The 19,001-nt window shown below is 62.1% G+C and carries 14 protein-coding genes; all 14 read right to left on the bottom strand.

Annotation, left to right across the window (positions count from 1 at the left end; genetic code table 11):
• Positions 1 to 13: 13 nt before the first annotated feature.
• Positions 14 to 940, bottom strand: a complete 927-nt coding sequence (locus PLD_RS23350) for a ketoacyl-ACP synthase III (RefSeq protein WP_159896958.1) — start codon at positions 938 to 940, stop codon at positions 14 to 16.
• 228 nt (positions 941 to 1,168) lie between these two features.
• Positions 1,169 to 2,221: a pseudaminic acid synthase gene (gene pseI / locus PLD_RS23345; protein WP_159896956.1), complete on the bottom strand. Its 1,053-nt coding sequence runs from the start codon at positions 2,219 to 2,221 to the stop codon at positions 1,169 to 1,171.
• Positions 2,214 to 3,719: a UDP-2,4-diacetamido-2,4,6-trideoxy-beta-L-altropyranose hydrolase gene (gene pseG, locus PLD_RS23340; RefSeq protein WP_159896954.1), complete on the bottom strand. Its 1,506-nt coding sequence runs from the start codon at positions 3,717 to 3,719 to the stop codon at positions 2,214 to 2,216. Before pseG ends, pseI begins: the two co-directional genes overlap by 8 nt.
• A complete protein-coding gene (gene pseF, locus PLD_RS23335; RefSeq protein WP_159896952.1) occupies positions 3,716 to 4,423 on the bottom strand; it encodes a pseudaminic acid cytidylyltransferase in 708 nt (235 codons plus the stop codon). Before pseF ends, pseG begins: the two co-directional genes overlap by 4 nt.
• Before the next feature lie 110 nt (positions 4,424 to 4,533).
• Positions 4,534 to 5,703 carry a UDP-4-amino-4,6-dideoxy-N-acetyl-beta-L-altrosamine transaminase gene (pseC, locus tag PLD_RS23330; protein WP_159896950.1) on the bottom strand — a complete coding sequence of 390 codons (1,170 nt, stop codon included), beginning with the start codon at positions 5,701 to 5,703 and terminating at the stop codon, positions 4,534 to 4,536.
• A gap of 97 nt (positions 5,704 to 5,800) precedes the next feature.
• Positions 5,801 to 8,737 (bottom strand): TIGR00180 family glycosyltransferase, encoded by a 2,937-nt coding sequence (locus PLD_RS23325; protein WP_159896948.1) that lies wholly within the window; start codon positions 8,735 to 8,737, stop codon positions 5,801 to 5,803.
• Positions 8,738 to 8,788: 51 nt separating this feature from the next.
• Positions 8,789 to 9,526, bottom strand: a complete 738-nt coding sequence (locus PLD_RS23320) for a cephalosporin hydroxylase family protein (RefSeq protein ID WP_102878847.1) — start codon at positions 9,524 to 9,526, stop codon at positions 8,789 to 8,791.
• Between the two features lie 20 nt (positions 9,527 to 9,546).
• Positions 9,547 to 10,617, bottom strand: coding sequence for a class I SAM-dependent methyltransferase (locus PLD_RS23315; protein ID WP_159896946.1), 1,071 nt, complete (start codon positions 10,615 to 10,617; stop codon positions 9,547 to 9,549).
• On the bottom strand, positions 10,607 to 11,464 hold the full coding sequence (locus tag PLD_RS23310; protein WP_159896944.1) for an NAD(P)-dependent oxidoreductase: 858 nt from the start codon (positions 11,462 to 11,464) through the stop codon (positions 10,607 to 10,609). Before PLD_RS23310 ends, PLD_RS23315 begins: the two co-directional genes overlap by 11 nt.
• A gap of 5 nt (positions 11,465 to 11,469) precedes the next feature.
• Complete coding sequence (locus PLD_RS23305; RefSeq protein ID WP_159896942.1) at positions 11,470 to 12,696, bottom strand: class I SAM-dependent methyltransferase; 1,227 nt, start codon at positions 12,694 to 12,696, stop codon at positions 11,470 to 11,472.
• Positions 12,693 to 13,253, bottom strand: coding sequence for a dTDP-4-dehydrorhamnose 3,5-epimerase family protein (locus tag PLD_RS23300; protein ID WP_159896940.1), 561 nt, complete (start codon positions 13,251 to 13,253; stop codon positions 12,693 to 12,695). Before PLD_RS23300 ends, PLD_RS23305 begins: the two co-directional genes overlap by 4 nt.
• Positions 13,250 to 14,332, bottom strand: coding sequence for a CDP-glucose 4,6-dehydratase (rfbG, locus tag PLD_RS23295; protein ID WP_159896938.1), 1,083 nt, complete (start codon positions 14,330 to 14,332; stop codon positions 13,250 to 13,252). The genes PLD_RS23300 and rfbG overlap by 4 nt, the downstream gene beginning before the upstream one ends.
• Positions 14,314 to 15,087, bottom strand: a complete 774-nt coding sequence (gene rfbF / locus PLD_RS23290; RefSeq protein ID WP_159896937.1) for a glucose-1-phosphate cytidylyltransferase — start codon at positions 15,085 to 15,087, stop codon at positions 14,314 to 14,316. Before rfbF ends, rfbG begins: the two co-directional genes overlap by 19 nt.
• A 267-nt stretch (positions 15,088 to 15,354) precedes the next feature.
• Entirely contained in the window at positions 15,355 to 18,927 is a 3,573-nt protein-coding gene (locus PLD_RS23285; protein WP_159896935.1) for a glycosyltransferase, read from the bottom strand.
• Between the last annotated feature and the right edge of the window lie 74 nt (positions 18,928 to 19,001).

Raw genomic sequence — 19,001 nt, 5'->3', positions numbered from 1 at the left:
CCGCAGCAGAAACTCAGGCGCGATAGATAATCGCCGACCCCCAGGACAAACCGACCCCGAAACCGCTCACGGCGACGCGCTTCCAGCTGGAGTCAAACATGTGTTTTTCCAGCAGCAACGGAATACTCGACGAAACAGTATTACCGGTTTCCACCATGTCCTTGATGAACTTGTCCGGATCCCCCTCGAAACGCCGGGCCACGGCATCGACAATCGCCGCACTGCCCTGGTGAATGCAGAACGCATCGATATCGTCAGGTTGCAAATCTGACTCGGCGAGCAATTCGTGCAGATGCGCTGGCACCTTGAGCAGAGCGAAATTGAATACCTGGCGACCGTTCATGAAAAACACACCATCGGTGACTTTCAAGTGCGGCGCACCGGAGCCATCTGTACCGAATTTGGCCTTGCCCAACTGCCAGGTGGCGTCCTCGCCCAGCCAGGTGGCAGTGGCGGCATCGCCGAACAGCATGGTGGTGTTGCGGTCTTCGGGATCGACGATCTTCGAGTAGGGATCGGCGGTGACCAACAGGCCGTTCTTCAGGCCCGCAGCTTCCATGAAGCCCTTGATCGCATAGATTCCGTAGACATACCCGGAACAGCCCAGGGAGATATCGAAAGCAGCGACGGTGGTTGGCAGGCCCAATTTGTCCTGCACGATCGCGGCGGTGTGGGGCAACCCTTCCTCGTCACCGTTCTGGGTGACCACGATCAATACGTCGATGGCTTCGCGCTTGAGATCCGGGTTACTGGCGAACAGGGCATTGACTGCTTCGACACACAGATCGGAAGTCTCTTGCCCGGCGTCTTTGCGCGGCAGAAAAGCAGAACCGATCTTGCCCAGGATGAATTCTTCATCCTTGGCGAATTTTGCACCTTGTGCGTAATTGTCCACGCCGGCTACAGGCACGTAGCTCGCAATGCTTTTTATGCCAATCATTACGGCTTCCCAATAATAAACAGCTCAATACCCCCGCCCAGTCACTGAGCAGGGGCTGCCGAAAAACACAGATACTTGCGCCAATGCAGCGACAACGGGAAGAACCAAGGGCTATCACTGGACCTGTCACGCAGGGCTGGCGCCATCTTCCCGGGCAATACAATACAGTGAAGATGCACGTTATGACTCACAGGTCACGCCATTTTGCCGAATGAGTCCAACAAAGACCTATTCGACGAATGCCCAATTCAATGGCGTACCACGCTTCAGCGGCCGCCGCGCACGACGCCCAATCAGCGCGTCGTAGTGCTTGGGGGCCAAACCCAACCCGGGGCGAATGGCCCGCACGTTGTCGGCGCTGAACAGCTCTCCGGCCTGCATGTCACAGGTGACATACAAGGATCGGCGGTAGACCAACGACGCGTGTTCAGCCTGGGTGGCGCCATAATGCACCTGCCCCATGGCCTGCCAGGCCCGCTCGGTCTCCACCACCAGGCTGGCCAATTCCTCCGGTTCCAGGGAGAAACTGGCGTCGACCCCACCCGCTGAGCGATCCAGGGTGAAGTGTTTCTCGATCACGCTAGCTCCCAGCGCCACCGCGGCGACCGAAACGCCCACTCCCATGCTGTGATCAGACAACCCCACTTCACAGCCAAACAACTGACGCATGTGAGGAATGGTCATTAGATTGCTGTTGGCCGGCGACGCCGGATAAGTGCTGGTGCATTTGAGCAGCACCAGATCCCGGCAGCCGGCCTGCCTGGCAGCCTGCACGCTTTCATCGAGCTCGGCGATGCTGGCCATGCCGGTGGAGATGATCAGCGGCTTGCCGGTGGCGGCGACCCGGCGAATCAGCGGCAGGTCGGTGTTTTCAAAACTGGCGATCTTGTAGGCCGGAACGTCGAGGCTCTCGAGAAAGTCCACCGCGCTCTCGTCGAACGGCGTGGAAAACGCCAGCATGCCCAGCTCCCTCGCCCGAGCGAAGATCGGCTCGTGCCACTCCCATGGCGTATGGGCACGCTGGTACAGGTCATACAAAGACGACCCGGCCCAGAGACTGCCTGGGTCCTTGATGAAAAACTCCCCCTGATCCAGGTCCAGGGTCATGGTGTCGGCGGTGTAGGTCTGTAACTTCAGGGCATGGGCACCGGCCCTGGCTGCGGCCTCGACAATCTGCAGGGCCACATCCAGCGACTGATTATGGTTGCCGCTCATCTCGGCGATGATCAACGGCGCCGCACCCGCGCCCACGCAGCGCGAGCCGATCTTGAAACTAGTCATCCAGATGTTCCTTCAACACACGGGTGAATTCACAGGGTGCCTGGCAATAGCCGGCCCGGCGAAACAATGTCAGCGAAACCTGATTCTCTGCCAGCACCCGAGCCCCCAGGCGCTGCACATCGGGCCAATGGCGCATCAGCCAAGCCTCGCCCTGCTCCAGCAATGCCCGCCCCCAACCTAGCCCCAAGTGTTCGGCAAACAGGTAGATCGACACATCCGCCTGAATGCCTTGGCGGTCATAGCGCAGCCCCCCCACGGCACCTGCGGCTGTTTCCGCTATCAGCAACAGCCGCTGCGGATCATTCACAGCGGCCTCCAGCCAGCGCACATGGTCCGGCCACTCAAGCGCCTCAGGCTGCTGGGACCAACGCCTGACAGGCTCAGCATTGCGCCCCTCGAACAGCAGCCGGGCATCCTCCACAGTCGCCGGACGCAAGCGCAGTACCGCAGTGAACAACGCCGCCGCCACTCGCTGCACGCCCCGACCATCCACCAACTCGCGGGCCCGGCGAGACAGGCTATGCCGCAGCCCCGGATTGCCCAGCAACAGGCTCAGGGCCTGGCGCACCTGCTCCACGCTGGCCTGCTCACAGGCCCCCAGGTACAAGTGGGCACCCGCCTCGGCCAGCAACCGGGCATTGGCCTCCTGGTTAGCGGCCACGGTGATGCACAGCGTAGGCACGCCCAATACCGCCCGCTCCCAGCTGGTGCCGCCTCCCGCGCCCAGGCACAGGTCGGCCTCGGCCAACAGCCCGGCAAAATCCTTCACATAGCTGTGCAGTCGCCAGTGCGGCCGTTCGGCAGCCAGGGCCTGCATGGCCTGCCAGTCCGGGTTGCCGCTGCCGGCGACGAAGTCCACCTGCAGATCGTGAAAATCCAGCAGTGCCAACATGGCCTTGTGGGTCTGACCGGCGGCATCGAAGCCGCCGAAGTTCACTAGCACCCGCCGCGGCTGGGGGCGAATCGGCACTGCGGGGCGTCGGAACTCTTCACGCAGCAGGGCAAAATGCGGGCCGAACAGGGTCCGGCAGCGCTCGTCGTACAACCCGGCATAGGCCTGGGCGCCGCCGCTGAAATTCTGGTCCAGCAACAGGTCCACGGCGTGCCTGCGGTTGGCCAGGTCGTCGATGGCGGCGATCCTGGGCGCCCACTGCCGAGCCGCACTCTGCCATTGATGATCAAGGCCGTAATGGTCCACCAGCACCCAATCGAAGGCTGCTTGAGTGGCCAGTGCCAGCTGCAACGCGGCGATGTCCGCCTGCCAGGGCAAGGGCGCCTCGATCCCCAATTCGGGATGCTCGCCGGCATAGCGTTCCGGCAATTCGAAAGTCTGGAACCCCTCGGCCTGCAACGCCTCCAGGCGATGCCCGGACAGACGTCGACAAGCAAATGCCACTTCAGCGCCCTGGCGGCGCAGTTCCTGGGCCAGAGTCAGGCAGCGAGCCACATGGCCACTGCCGATGGCCGGCGAAGCGTCGGCGCGGATCAGCACCCTCACTCCAGCTCCCCCCCGGCCTTGAGCGCGGCATACAGGTATTCGGCGCGCCGCCAGTCCTCTTCGGTATCGATGTCCTGCACCAGATGCCGGGGCAGGATCACTGGCAGGCTGCGAGGCGAGAACAGCACCTCGCCCTCCAGCCAGGCCTGGCTCCGGCCCCAATAGAACTGCGCCGCATCCTGATAGGCAGGCGGCAGATCCTGGGAGCGACTTTGACAAAATTGCGGATACAGTGCATCGAGCGCCCCTTGCTCATCGAGGATCAAAGCCCGCTGCACGGGAAAGCCGAAACCGCACACTGAAAAGGCAAAGCTCTTGTCCGGGTGTTGCATCAACATCTCCAGCCCCTGACGCAAGTAACGCTCCTGCAGCAAGGGCGCAGTTGCATAGATGCAACAGGCGTACTGGTATTCCCGCCCCTGTTGTCGCAACGCCTGCAAGGCATGGACAATCACCGCCGCGGTGCCGGTAAAGTCATCGGCCAGAGAGGGAGGTCGGATAAAAGGCACCTCAGCACCACAGGCGACAGCCAACTCCGCGATTTCATGATCGTCGGTACTGACCACCACTCGCTGGAACAACCCTGAACTCAGCGCCTTGTCGATGGAACGGGCGAGCATGGGTACGCCCTCGAACGGCTTGAGATTCTTGCGTGGCAGACGTTTGCTGCCACCACGGGCGGGGATGATCGCAACACAACTCACACACCAGACTCCAAACCATCTACCCAGATTTTGGGTAGAAAGTAGGCACATACTGCAGAAGTTTCGCTGCATCGCCCGTAATACCCGGCAGGAGCTTTCATGAACAACTCTCAGCCCAAAATTCGTTGTAAATGTGCCACCACTTCATCCTGTAGCTCATCAGTCAGTTCTGGAAAAAGTGGCAAACTGATGGCTTCCAGGAAATAGCGCTCGGCCTCAGGAAAGTCACCCTCGGCAAACCCTTGCTCTTTGTAGTAAGGCTGTAAATGCACCGGAATGTAGTGCAGGTTCACCCCTAATCCCGCCGAACGCAGCGCATCGAAAACTTGCTTCTGCGTCAGCTTTATGCAGGTCAAATCGAGACGCACCACATACAAATGCCAAGCTGATTCAGCCCCGCTCTGCACCACCGGCAAGGTCAGCGGCAGGTCCATCAGCAAGCCCTGATAACGCGCCGCCAACTCTCGACGCCGCGCCACAAACTCATCCAGCCTAGCGACCTGCGAAAGCCCAAGTGCCGCATGCAGGTCGGTCATCCGATAATTGAAGCCCAGCTCCAGTTGCTGGTAATACCACAGGCCTTTATCCGAGACCTGCATCAGTGCCGGATCGCCGGTAATGCCATGACTGCGCAAACGTCGCAGTCGTTCGGCGAACTCCGGTCGGTTGGTAAGCACCATCCCGCCTTCGCCACTGGTGATGATTTTCACCGGATGAAAACTAAAGATGGTCATCGCGGCATGAGCACCGCAACCTACTGGGCGCCCAAGATAGGAAGCGCCTACGGCATGCGCCGCATCTTCGATCAAGACAAAACCATAGCGCTCGGAAAGCTGAGCAATAAATTGCAAATCGGCACTCTGTCCAGCGAATGCGACAACTACAACCACCTTCGGCAAAGTACCGCTCAACTCAGCTGCTGCCAGCTTCTGCTCCAACAAGTCTGCATCCATATTCCAGGTATGGGGATTGATATCGACAAAGTCCACGCTCGCACCGCAGTAACGGGCACAGTTGGCCGAGGCGACAAAAGTATTGGGACTCGTCCACAGAGAGTCCCCTTGCCCCAGACCGGCAGTCAGGCAAGCAATATGCAGTGCCGCCGTTGCGTTGCACACTGCAACCGCATACTCGGCCTGACAGTAGTCGGCCAAAGCCTGCTCGAAGCGCTCAATGGTTGGCCCCTGGGTCAACCAGGGAGACTTAAGCACTTCCACCACTGCGTCAATGTCAGACTGATTGATGCTTTGACACCCATACGGAATACGATAAGGAGTCATTGCAACGCCCCTCCGCACACAGATGAGCTCAAGCGGCGAAACGCAAAGCAGACAATCAGTTGACTGTTGAGCATGCTTATATCCCTTAAGACAGCGATCAGTTAGCGAGCATCTGCAACCAATCCACCCTTTGCCCCGCACTGAGAGCAAAGCCCTTACCGCTCAACGCCAGGTTCTGGTTATAGGCAATATCCTGGGCAAAGCGCGCCGCCCATTTGTCTTGCAGCGCCGCAGCCGCCTGTGGATGTTGCGGCAACGTCCCCGGATGCTGCACCTGGGCCTGGGGCGTCAATACTGTGAGGTAGCCGGCATCAGCCACTTTCAGGCACAGGTCGACATCGGCGAAGGCCTGGTCGAAATGCTCTTCGTCCAGCCCGCCCACCGCCTCGAACAGCGCTTTGCCGATCATCAGACAGGCACCGGACACCGCTGAATAATTCTTCTCCACCCACAGGCTGTTCATGTAGCCCGCTGCATCCTTGGCTTCACCCGCAAAGGCCGAACCCAGGTGGCCGTCGAAGCCCAGGATCAGCCCGGCCTGGGTGGTCACACCGTTTTCGTTCACCAGTTTGGCACCGACGATCCCGACTTCCGGACGCTGGGCCTGGTTGAGCAGGCTCTCGATCCAATTGGCGTTGACCACCTCAGCATCGGCCGCAAGCAGCACCAGGTACTCGCCCCGTGCTTCCCGGCAAGCCATGTTGAACAAGGCCGAAGCGCTCAGGCGTTGGCCGCTGCGCAACACACGAAAGCGCTCGCCGCGACCTTCAAGGCTGGTCAGCCAGCTGTCGAGCTCGGCACTCTGGTTGTGGTTTTCGGCGATCAGCACTTCATAGCGCTGGTAGCGGGTGCGCTGCAGGACGCTGACCAGGCAGCGTTGTAACTCGGCGAAATTGTCCTCACTGGGCAGAATGATCGACACCAGCGGCCGCTCGGCGTGCTGATACTCGATCTGGTAGGTGCCCGGTTGCGCCGAGCCTACCTGAGCGCGATAGCCTCGTGCGGCCAGGTGCCGGGTCAGCACCTGCCGCTCTTCGGTCTCCGCCTTGTCTCCAGGGGCCTGACAAATCAGCAGGGGCTCGGCCAGGTGGGCCAGGCCGGCCAGGCCGCCGTCCTGGATCAGGCGCAGCAGCAGGTCCAGCTCCAGCGCCTGCTTGAGTTCACGGGAGAAACCACCGACCCGCAGCACCGTCTCGCGGTCCAGCAGCCAATGCCGGGCCATCAGCGCCGGCGTGCCTTGCAATTGATCGAGGTTGACCCCGGGGCGGAACACTGAAGTCAAGGTGGCATCGGCACGGCGCTGGATCTCGTCCATGGCCACGGCCCGAATGCCTTCGGCACCGAGCAATTCCAGGCTCGCCCGCAGCAGGCCGCTGGCGGTGAACTGATCACCGGACTCGGCCAACAGCACCCAGTCGGCGCGAGACTGGGCCATGGCCTGATTGATGCGCTCGACGTAGTTGTTTTCCGTGACCTTGACGAAGTGCAAGGTGTCCTGGGCCGTGGTGGTGGCCGGCAGCTCGCCCGTGGTGAACACCACCAGCTTGAACGCCTTGTAATGACCGGCCAGCAGACTGTCGAGCGTGGCCTGCAACTTGACCAGGTCAGCGTCCAGGTCCAGCAACAGGATCTGCACCTGCGGACCACCGGCATGACGGGCCAGGTGCGCAGCGATGGCACTCAACTGTGCCGGCTCCGGAGCACGGGCCTCGAGCCATTTGAGCAAGCGTCCCGACTCGGTCGCATCGAACAGGGCACGACTGTCTGCCCCCGGTACCGACGCCAGGCGCTCGGCCCAGGCCTGCAGCTTGCGCGCTTCCTCGGGCTCGTCGCTGCCCAGCATCGACTCGGCCAGGCGCTTGACCACCTCGCGGTTGAACAGGTTCAGGGTCAACGCTTCCCACAACCGGGCGCGCAGGCTCTCTGGCGTGTCGTTGGGATGGACCCGCATCAACTCTTCCTGACGCAGCAACACGCCCTCCAGCTCTTTGAGCTGCAGGCGCCCAGTGGGCATGGCGTGCATGAGGAATTCCAACTCGGTCAGCAGATCGAACATCGGCTGGTTGTAGAAGGGCATCTCGACGAACTGCTCGGGACCGAAGGAGCGCACCGGCGCGGCCCCGACCTCGACCCAGGCCGAACGGAAGATCGCCGTGCCCTTGAGGGAACGTCCGCTGAGCAGGCAGTCGGCCATGGCAGTGAAACTGTCCAGGGCGATCTGCTTCACCTGCTCGGGGTCCCGACCACTGAAACCGGTGGGCAGCGAGGCGAGGAACTCGGCGAACGCCTCACGCTGGGCCACCGATTGCGCGTCCTTGTAGGTCAGCACCGTCAGCACATTGGTGTTGTGCTCCGAGGCCCCGTAGTTGGCCTCACGCACGGCAAACGGAATCGGCAGGATCCGCGCCTTGGCACAGGCCAGCAGGAAGAAGGAGTGACCGATTTCCTGCCATTCGAAACTCACTCCCGGCGGCAGCAGCTCATACCACTGGCGCAGCAGGTCGGTGCGGGTTACCGCATAGAACGGCGGCAGGAAATGCCCCATGAAGTTCATCACCCGATCCTGGGCATCATCGGCGTCATAGTCCTCCATGACCCGGCGATCACGGCGGTAGTAATTGGTTTCCGAAGCCCGGGCCAGATACATCATCCCGTAGCCATGGCACAGCCCGTAGTCGGGACGGGCCTCAAGAAACTCCAGGGAGCTGGTCAGCGCATCATGGAGGAGAAAATCGTCATCGGCAGCGAACGCCATGTAGGGCGTGGTCACCAGGCTCATGCCATAGGTCAGCTTGTCCTGCAGGCCCTTGTAGCTGAACTGCGGCAGATGCCGGTAGTCGACCTGGGGATAGAGCTGCGCCAGTGACTCATCCGCCTCCAGCGACGAATCCAGTACCAGGATCGAGCACGGATAGGTGCTGTAATACTGCAAGGTGCGCCGCATGAACGCTTTGCGATTGTGGGACAACAGCACCAGGGTGAACCGCTCACTCAACGCTGCTTTGTCATTCATTGCTTTGTCTCCAACCCACATAGGTACTTCCCCACAACCGGCCAAACGCCTTGAACCTGCAACCATTGATTATTAACGAACCCGACGCAGGTAACCGTCCGGCGCCACGGTGATCAGCAGCTTGTTCTGCATCTGGTAGTCGATCTCGAAATCGCGGTTCTCCTCCAGATAGGCCCAGACTGCGGTTTTCGGGTTGTCACCCGGGCCCCAGGGACGATCCGGGAAGAAGCTTTCCGGCATGTCCTCGACCACGGTGTCCATGACCACGCAGTAGCTGTCCACCGACACCAGCGGCGCATACAGACGCAGCTCTTCGAGCACGTGCTCGTGGGTATGGTTGGAGTCCAGGACCAGGATCACCTTCTTGCCGGCAGCGGCGGCCCGTACCTGCTCGGCGATGGCCGGGTCGATGCTCGAACCTTCGATCATGCGGATCCGCTTGCTCATCGGATGCTGCTCGATGGCTTCGCGGTTGTGCGGGCGGATATCCAGGTCGATGCCCAGCACTTCGCCATGGCCCTGCAACTCCAGCAGCGAGGCGTAGTAGATGATCGAGCCGCCGTGGGCGATGCCGCATTCGATCACCAGGTCCGGCTTGACCTGCCAGATGATCTCCTGCATCGCCATCATGTCCTGGGGCAGCTGGATGATCGGCCGGCCCATCCAGGAAAAGTGATAGCTGTATTTGTGGGTCGCGGACTCGTTGAAAAAGTCACGGGCCAGGCCCTTGAGTTTCTCATCCTGGCCCTGGGCGCTGATCTGCGCCTGGCATTCTTGTTCAAAGGCTTGAATGACGTTGTGCTCGGTCATGTTCGGTTCTCAATGGCAAATTAGCTGAACGAAGCGCTGTCGACGGCGTGATAGACATAACGGCCGTCGGTCATGCGCTTGATTTCTTCGAGGTAGTTGGAATTCATCACAAACAGGTTGGCGCCTGCCGGCAGTGCCTCCATGGCTTCTTGTGGCGATGACACACGCATGCCACTGAGCGGCAGGTACCGGCCCTGTTTGGCCGGGTTGATATCGACGACCTGATCCACCGCCACACCCGCGCGTTGCAGGAACAGCGAATAGATCACGCCCTTGGACGACGCGCCCCAGATCCCGGCAGCGGTGTGCGGCGCCGAGCCGATGATGCGTTTGGCGCACTCGATGCTGGCGGTGAAATCCGCCGGCATCTGCAAGGGCTGGATCGGCGCCGGCAACGACGACGTCAAGCTGCCCAGGTCCGCCACCACATACAGGTACTGGCCGCCAAACAGGTGCCCGGCCTCATGCACGGTGCCGAACATGCGCTGCAGGTCCTCGAGGCGGAAGTAGTTGACGTGCTCATAGAACACGTCGAACCAGGCGCGATGCTCGAGAATCCAGTCGAAACACGGCACTTCGATATAGATCTGCCCGCCCTGGTTGGCATCGGCAATCTCTGCCAGAAAGGCCAGCGGATCGGCAATATGCTCCAGCACATGACGCAGCACGATGGCCTCGGCAGCCAGCCCCAGGCCACGGGTGAAAGGCGCCTTGATCACCTCGGGGTTGGTGCCCTCGTAGGCCGGGTCGATCCCAGTGATGGCATAGCCCTCACTGCGCAGCAATTCAAGGAAATAGCCCTTGCCGCAACCGACCTCGATCAGCTCACGCCCCTTGAAGTGCTGGGCGATGATGCCCTCCACATCCATCAGGTGCTGCTGGAACTGCACCGAATGGGCCTGTTCGTTCTGGTAGTCGCTGTCGTAGCTGAGCTTGTCGGCATCGAAGGCCTGATTGAAGATCAACCCGCTCTTGAGATCCTGCACCAGCACGATGTCCGCTGCAGCCGAGGCGCGAGCACTCTGGGCATCGGCGAAGGTACGGTTCTGCAACACCGGCAAGTCGGCGACCCGATACAACTCATGCGCCATGTTCGGCTCCTGTTATTTGCAACAAGCGCTGGTTCAAGCCCCAGAACGCCATGGGTTCGTAGTCCGGGTACGGGTAGTGCCCCAGGTTCAGGCGCATCGCCGAACCGCGCTGGGCGATGCGCTGCTCCACCAGGGAACGCACGGCGATCGGCCGGCCGCTGGAGCAATTGACCACCCCGGAAAACGTCCGCTGGCGCAGCAGTGCCGCGAGGTAGCCGGCCGCTTCCTCGATGGCCAGGTAGTCCCGCAACTGCTCGCCGCCGGACATGTCGAACACTTCATCACCGGCGTCGATGGCCCGATCCAGTGCCGCCAGCAGGCTCTTGGGATTCTGTCCTGGGCCATGCAGGTAGAACAGCCGCGCCCATTGCAAGCTGAAGGGCAACTGCTGCTGCAGGGCTTGTAGAAACAAATGCAGGCTGTGCTTGGCCAAGCCGTAGGGATTGCCTGGACGAGCCTCGGTCTGCTCTGTCAAAGGTCCGCTCTGCATGCCGTACTCGAAGCAGGTGCCGGTGACCAGCACCTGGCTCACCCCCGCCTCGACCACCGCCTTGATAAAGCGATAATCGGCCATCAGGTTGTGCTCCAGGTGAAACAGCGCCTGGTAGTTCGGCAATCCGGGCCAGGCCAGGTGGGCCAAGGCATCGACCCCGTCCACCAGGGCCGCGACATCCAGCTGCGGGTCATGCACATCCAGCGCGCGAAACTCCACCGCGTCGAACCAGGGCATCTGCCGCGCCTTGTCCGCATCCCGCGCCACCGCACGTACGCGGCATCCCCTGGACAACAACGCCGCGACCAGATGCCGGCCGACAAACCCCGTGGCGCCGGTAACCAGGAGTGTCATGCCGCTCAAAGGAGCGTCAACTCGGGCACGGCGATCACGAAACGCCCGCCCCATTGCCGCACCTGGGCCAGTTGCTCGCTGACTTCGCCCAACAGGTTCCAGGGCAACACCAGCACATAGTCCGGCTGCTCCTGGTCGATGCGCTCGGGTGCCACCACCGGGATGCGACTGCCAGGCAGGAACTTGCCCTGCTTGTGCGGGCTGGCGTCGGCGACCCAGGCCAGCAAGTCGGCCTTGACCCCAGCGTAGTTGAGCAAGGTATTGCCCTTGGCTGCCGCGCCGTAGCCCACCACGCGCTTGCCTTCGGCCTTGGCCTGAAGCAGGAAGCGCAGCAACTCGTGCTTGATCCGCTGCGCGGCTGGCGCCAGGGTCTGGTAGTACTCGGGCGTGTTCACCCCGGCTTGCTGTTCCAACAGCAACTGCTGCGCCACGCCGTCTTGCACCGGCCGGCGCAAGCCGTCGATGCGCTGCACGAAGACCCGCAGAGAACCGCCATGGGTGGCCAGGGTCTGGACGTCAAAGACTTCCAGGCCGTTGCGCTGGCACAGGCTCAGGACCGCGGTCAGCGACAGGTAGGAATAGTGTTCGTGGTACAGGGTGTCGAACTGCTGTCCCGCCATCAGGGTCAGCAATTGGGGAAACTCGAAAGTCGCCACCCCTGTCGGTTTGAGCAACGTAGCGAAACCGCAGAGGAAATCGTTGATGTCCGGCACATGAGCCAGCACATTGTTGGCCGCCATCAAGTCCGCGGCCCAGCCCTCCTCCAGCAATTGCGCGGCGGTGCCACGGCCGAAGAACAGCTCGCGGATCTGCAAGCCCTTGTCCCGCGCCGCCTGGGCGGTGCTGCGGGTCGGCTCGACCCCCAGGCAAGGGATGTCACGCTGGGCCACGTACTGCAACAGGTAGCCGTCGTTGGCCGCCACTTCCACCACCCGACTGCGGGCATCCAGGCCGAAACGCTCGACCATCTGCGCCACGTAGTCCCGGGCATGCTGCAACCAGGTGCTGGAGAACGAGCTGAAATAAGCGTAGTCGGCGTCGAACAGGTGATCAGCGCGAGTGTAATCCTCGGTCTGCACCAGCCAGCATTGCTGACAGACCTGGACCTTGAGCGGCACCCATTGCTCAGCCTGATCCAACTGCCCTGCACGCAGGTAGGCATTGGATGGCGGCGAGGTGCCCAGGTCGATCAGGGGCAGACTCAGGCCAGCGCCACAACCGCGGCAATTCATAGAGAAACTCCAGCGAATGCGTCATCGAGCAAGGGATGGCTGGCATCCCGGGTCGACAGATTATTGACAGGCAACGGCCAGTTGATCGCCAGCCGCGGGTCCAGCACCGACAACCCGGCCTCGTGCTCCGGGGCATAGTCGGCGCTGTGCAGGTAGAGCAACTCGGCGTCGTCGCTCAGGGCCTGGAAGCCATGGGCGAAACCCGCCGGCAGCAACAGGCTGCGCCCATCGCCGCCACGCAGGTGCTCGGCATGCCAATGCAAAAAGGTCGGCGACTCGGGGCGCAGGTCCACCGCGACATCCCAGACTTCACCGCGCAAGCAACTGATGAGTTTGGCCTCGGGCCGCGCTGCGGTCTGATAGTGCAGGCCGCGCACACTGCCACGCTCGCGCGTGCAGGAATGATTGATCTGACGGATGTGAAAGGGCTGGCCAAAGGCACTCAGGCTGCCTTCGCAGAACAACCGGGAGAAATGCCCGCGCTGATCTTCGAAGCGTTTATGGCGTACCTCATACAACCCGGGCATCGGCAGAGCCAGGACCTGGAACTCGCTCACAGCGCCCCCCGATACAGGTTCAACTGCCCAAGGGTCACGGCACGCATGTCGGCACCGCTTTTCCAAGCCAAGTGCCAGTCCAGGGTTTGCGCCAGGCATTGCTGCAAAGTCCAGCGAGGCTTCCAGCCGAGCGTCTGGCGAGCACGACTGCTGTCCAGCCGCAACAGACCCGCTTCATGCAGTTCACTGGGCTCGATCCGCAGGCCCGGGGCCTCGGGCCAGTGCCGGGCCAGCAGCTCCACTACCTCACCGACGCTGCACATGTCTTGCTCGCCGGGACCGAAGTTCCAGGCCCCGGCGTATTGCGGGCCGCTCACGTACAGGCCGGCCGCCAGTTGCAGGTAACCGGCCAGAGGCTCCAGGGCGTGCTGCCAGGGACGTACCGCCTGGGGATAACGCAAGGTCACCGGCTCGTCGGCCGACCAGGCCTTGAGCACGTCAGGGATCAGGCGCTCGGGGGCGAAATCGCCACCGCCCAGCACGTTGCCGGCCCGGGCCGTGGCCAGGGCCAGGCCGTGCTCGGCATAACGCTCGGCAGCAAAGAAGGATGAGGCATAGGACTGGGCCAGCAACTCGCAACATGCCTTGCTGCTACTGTAGGGATCATGCCCCCCCAAGGGTTCATTCTCCCGATAGGGCCACAGCCACTCCTGATTGGCGTAGACCTTGTCGGTGGTCACCAGGACACAGGCACGTACCCCACCGACCTGACGAATCGCCTCCAACAGGTTCAGGGTGCCCATGACATTGCTCGAGTAGGTCCCCAACGGATCACGATAGCCCTCACGCACCAGCGGCTGGGCCGCCAGGTGCAGGACGATTTCCGGCTGTACCTGGGCGATCAGCTCCAGCAGGCGGCCCAAATCCCGCAGGTCGCCACGATGATCGTCGACGCCTTCGGCCACCCGGGCCAGTTCGAACAGGCTCGGCTCGGTCTCAGGATCCAGGGCGAATCCGCTGACCTGGGCCCCCAGGCTTTGCAGCCACAGGCTCAGCCAACTGCCCTTGAAACCGGTATGGCCGGTCAGCAGGACCCGCTTGCCACGCCAGAATTCCTGGCTCAGTCCCATTGCTTCCACGGGGCCTCCCCGCTTTGCCAAAGCTGCTCCAAATGATTCTTGTCCCGCAGGGTATCCATGGACTGCCAGAATCCCGAATGCTCGTAGGCGCTCAGTTGCTGATCCTTGGCCAACTGGATCAGCGGCTCGGCCTCCCAGGTGGTGCTATCGTCATCGATGTAGGACAGCACCTTAGGCGACAACACGAAGAACCCGCCGTTGATCCAGCCACCGTCGCCACGGGGTTTCTCGGTGAAGCCCAGGACCTGGTCGCCATCGCGATCCAGGGCGCCATAGCGGCCCGGGGGCTGCACGGCCGTGACCGTGGCCAGCTTGCCGTGGGACCTGTGGAAATCCACCAATGCACCGATATCCAGATCGGAGACGCCATCGCCATAGGTGAAGCAGAAGGCCTCGTCTTCCTGCAGGTAACGTCCGGCCCGGCGCAACCGTCCGCCGGTCATGGTTTCCTCGCCGGTGTCGATCAGCGTCACGCTCCACGGCTCGCTGTAATTCTGATGCACGTCCATGCGATTGTTGCGCATGTCGAAGGTCACATCCGAAGTGTGCAGAAAATAGTTGGCGAAGAAATCCTTGATCGCGTAGCCCTTGTAGCCCAGGCAAATCACGAAGTCATGAATTCCGTGGGCGGAATACTGCTTCATGATGTGCCAAAGAATTGGCTTGCCACCGATCTCGATCATGGGCTTGGGCTTGAGGTGGGACTCTTCGCTGATTCGCGTACCCAGTCCACCTGCCAGAATTACTGCCTTCATCGCTGTCCTCTTGCTCTTCGTGGGCCAGGCCAGCCCTTTCAGGACCGACGCGGCGCCAGATGCAGATCATTCATCGCAACCAAAGGGTCCCTTGCACCGCGCCGCAGTGAAGGATTTATGGCGATTTGCCGAGGACTTGCAGGAAGTGCGCCAATTGCGTGCGCGGCGCCCGCAGGCGCCACGCAAGACAGCAAGAGCCCCCCCCCGGACGGAGGGTCGCCCAACGTACCGGCCAACGACGATGGCAGTCGCCGGCCCGGGGAACGATCAGTCCGCCAACCACCCCCACATCCAGTGGCGCAGGTTGTCGTCGCGCAGCATGAAGTCGCGATGCACCGCCTCTCGCAACTCATCCCCCATGCGGTAGCTGGCTGCCGGGTCGGACAGGTGCATGCGGATCGCCTGCAACCATTCCTCGGTGCTGTTGCTGCGGACCTTGGTGCAAGGCAGGAAACCGCGATAGGCCTCGGTGTCGGTGCAGATCACCGGGTAACCGCAGGCACCGTATTCCAGGAGCCGCAGGTTGCTCTTGCAGTCGTTGAAGATATGAAACTCCAGCGGCGCCAGCGCCAGATCCAGGTTCAGGCTGGCCAGCTTGAATGGATAGTTTTGCAGGCTGGTGACCGAGTGGAACTCGTGCACGTAGGGACGCAGAGCATCGGGGCACATGCCGAAGAACACCCAATCGACCTCACTGGCCAACTCGCGCACCACCTCGGCGATGATTTCCAGGTCGCCGGTATGGCTGGTGCCTCCACCCCAACCCACGCGCGGCTTGTTGGAGGTCCCGCGACGGCTGGCCAGGTTAACCCAGGGCTCCATCGGCAGCATGTTGGGCACCACGCGAATGTCGCTGTGCATGCTCGACAGGGCATCGGCCAGGGGCTGGGTGGTCACCACCACGCGATCGCACAAACCGATGCCTTCGCGCAGCATCTGCTCGGTGTTCACCGGTTTGTTCCGGGCGTGGGTATTTTTCTTCGGCGCACTGACGATGTAGTCGTCGAGCTCGAAGACCCGCAGGGCGCTGGAATATTTTTTCATCCGCAGAATGTCACCGGCCGCCCCTTCACTGTAGCGGCACTGCAGGATGATGGTATCCGGCGACAAGCGCTCGATGTCCACCGTGGACGGCGACTCGTAGGCCACCCGGGCAATCGCCCTCCCCGCCTCCTCCAGTGCCGCCAGGGGACCTGTCACCCGGTAATGCCCGACCGCGGAACTGTTGACCGGCAAGCCGAGGATCAAGGGCAAGGCGCGACTGCAGAACGGATTCCAGTTGTTGCGCAAGGACGGCTCCAGACTGAAGCTGGAGTAGCCCAGACTCAGGGCCGGGTTATAGGCCGGATCACGAGCGATCTTCGCCATCCACTGCTGGTAGAAGCGCTCCTGCTCGGCCTCTCGGGCCAACTGCCGCTCACCGTCGTCAGCGGCTGGCGACGCTGGCCGCAGCATCAGGGTGGCGTGAGGCGTCCAGACCACCAGATAGCCATTGCGGTCGACCCGCAGGCACAGGTCAGTCGCACCCAACTCGTCGGCGAAGGCCCGCTCATCCAGGCCTCCCAGGCTGTCGAAGACCTCCTTGCGCACCATCAGGCAATCGTCACTGACCGCACTCCAGTTCTGCACCACTTGCAGGCGCTGCATGTAGCCCCGGGCGTCCATGGCTTCGCCGACAAAGGGCGAACTCACGGGCCCGGCCATGCCCAGCACCTGGCCGGCGTGGAGAATGGAGCCATCGGCGGCCAAAATCCGCGCGCCCACCACCCCCACCTCCGGACGCTGGGCCTGATTGAGCAATTCATCCAGCCAGTCGCCGCTACAGATCAGCGCCCCCGGGCTGAGCAGTAACAGGTAGTCGCCATGTGCCTGGCGCGCCGCGCTATTGATCAGCGCAGCCTGGCTGTGAGGACCGGCATAAGGCAGAACCCGCAGCATCGCCCCCCCCAACTGGGCCATGGCCCTCAGCCAGTCAGCCATGGCCGGGTCGCGACTGCCAGCATCCACCAGCACAATTTCGTAGTGGTTGTAGGCCGTCTGCTCGATCAGGCTTTCAACGCAGCGCTGCAGGGTCGCCAGGGAGTCTCCGCACGGCAGGATGATCGACACCAACGGCCGGCTGCCATGCAGGTAGTCGATGCGATTGAGCAGCGGCAGGTCATCGTGAACAATCCGGTGTTCCACACCGATCCGCTGCAGATGCGCCGTCACCAGCCCTTCACTGGCCTCGATCACCTGGGGGCGGGACAACCACTGGGCGAAGCTGAACTCGGACTCCAACTGGATATCGGCAATGTGCTCGATGGTCCCGGGCCCGGCCGCCTCCACCATCCGCCAGAGAAGATCATGGGGCGCCAGTTCGCCATGGAGCGGATCGAACCCGCCTTCGGCCATGAAACGCTCGCGAGAAAAAGCCAGGGCACGGCCGACATAGGGATAGGAACGCATCAGGTCGAGGTTGAAGTCAGGCTTGAACACCGGCTCCGACGACTCACCCTCTACCAGCGCGCCTTCATCGCTGTAGGCACAGAGCATGGCCGGGGTATTGGCAATGCGCTCGGCAAGGATCAACAGTGCCGACGCCTGCAGGCGATCACCAGCCTGCAGCAGATAGAACCAGTCGCCACCTTCCAACTGCGGCAGCAGCTCATTGAGCTGCTGCACCCAGTCGCCTCGCAGAGACTGATGCAGAACCCGATCACGCACCGACTCTTCGCCTACCGACAACACCAGCACTGCGGCAGGCGCGAACAACTGCCCCTCAATGCTGTCCAGAGTCCGGGCAAGCGCCTCGCCATCGCCCTCAAAGTCAAGGACCACCGGCACCAGCTGCACCCGCCGCGGCCAGCTGTCGATGCGCTGAGACATCAGCCGCCGCTCCACTGCTGAGAACTTGCGTACCGACAGCCACTCCCGATAGAAATCCTCGTAACTGATGCTCTCGCCACCGACCCGGCCATCGACCACGGTACTGCGGTTGCCCAGCACCCGAGTCACGCACAGCTCCTGCCAGTTGCGCGGCTGCTCGGCCTCCCGGGCCATATCGACATACCGTACCCAGCCTGCCGCTGGCGCCGACTCGCCGCTGCGGGCGGCCAGCATCTGCACCAGCCACTCCCACTCACTGCGTGCCTGCTTGAGCATTTCCGGGGTAGCGCTCAGGCGCCCAGGGTACAGGCGTTCGCAACTGAGCACTGTCACCAGCGCCGCGAGATTGCCACGGCGCATCAGACAGATGAACAGAGCGAAATCCAGCAGCGCGACAAAACCCGCGCCCTCCTGGATCAATGCCGGCAGCAGTTCCAGCACATCAGCACGACGCATCAGCGCCGAGCTGAAGTTGCCAAGGAAATTGCGCGGCGTGCTCTCGAAGATCGCCAGCATGTCCTCGCCCTTGAGCACGGCATCGTTGTAGGTGAAACGGCAGTTGTCGAGCCGTGGCGGCAGGATGAAGTTCCCAGCGTCACTGAATACCCGTAGCGCGCACACCAGATTGATATCCGGGTTGTCGATCAACACCGGCGCCTGTAGGGCGATGCAGGGTGCAAACAGCCGATCGTCGTCGCACAACACCTTGATCAGTTCGCCACGCGCCTCTTCGACACAGCGCAGAACGTTCTTCTGCAACCCCAGGCGTTGTGGGTTGCGCAGATAACGCACAGGGTGCGCAGGCTCGGCGACGGCTTCAACGATACGCTGGATCTGATCGTCGGCGCTGTCGTCGCAAACGACGATTTCCAGTGGCTGATAGGTCTGTGCCAAGGCACTGTCCAGGGCCTGGCTGAAGAAACGCGGGTTGAAGGCGGGGATGACGATACTGACTAGGGGCGCTGGGTTCACGACTGGAAACTCTCGAGCGGCGAGCCCCGACCTGGGAGGCCGGGGCTGCGAAACCGCTTAGAAAAAGACGGTTG

Origin of the sequence: Pseudomonas sp. LD120, assembly GCF_009861525.1 — a bacterium.
GTDB lineage: Bacteria > Pseudomonadota > Gammaproteobacteria > Pseudomonadales > Pseudomonadaceae > Aquipseudomonas.
This window is presented reverse-complemented; position numbering and strand designations above follow the sequence as displayed.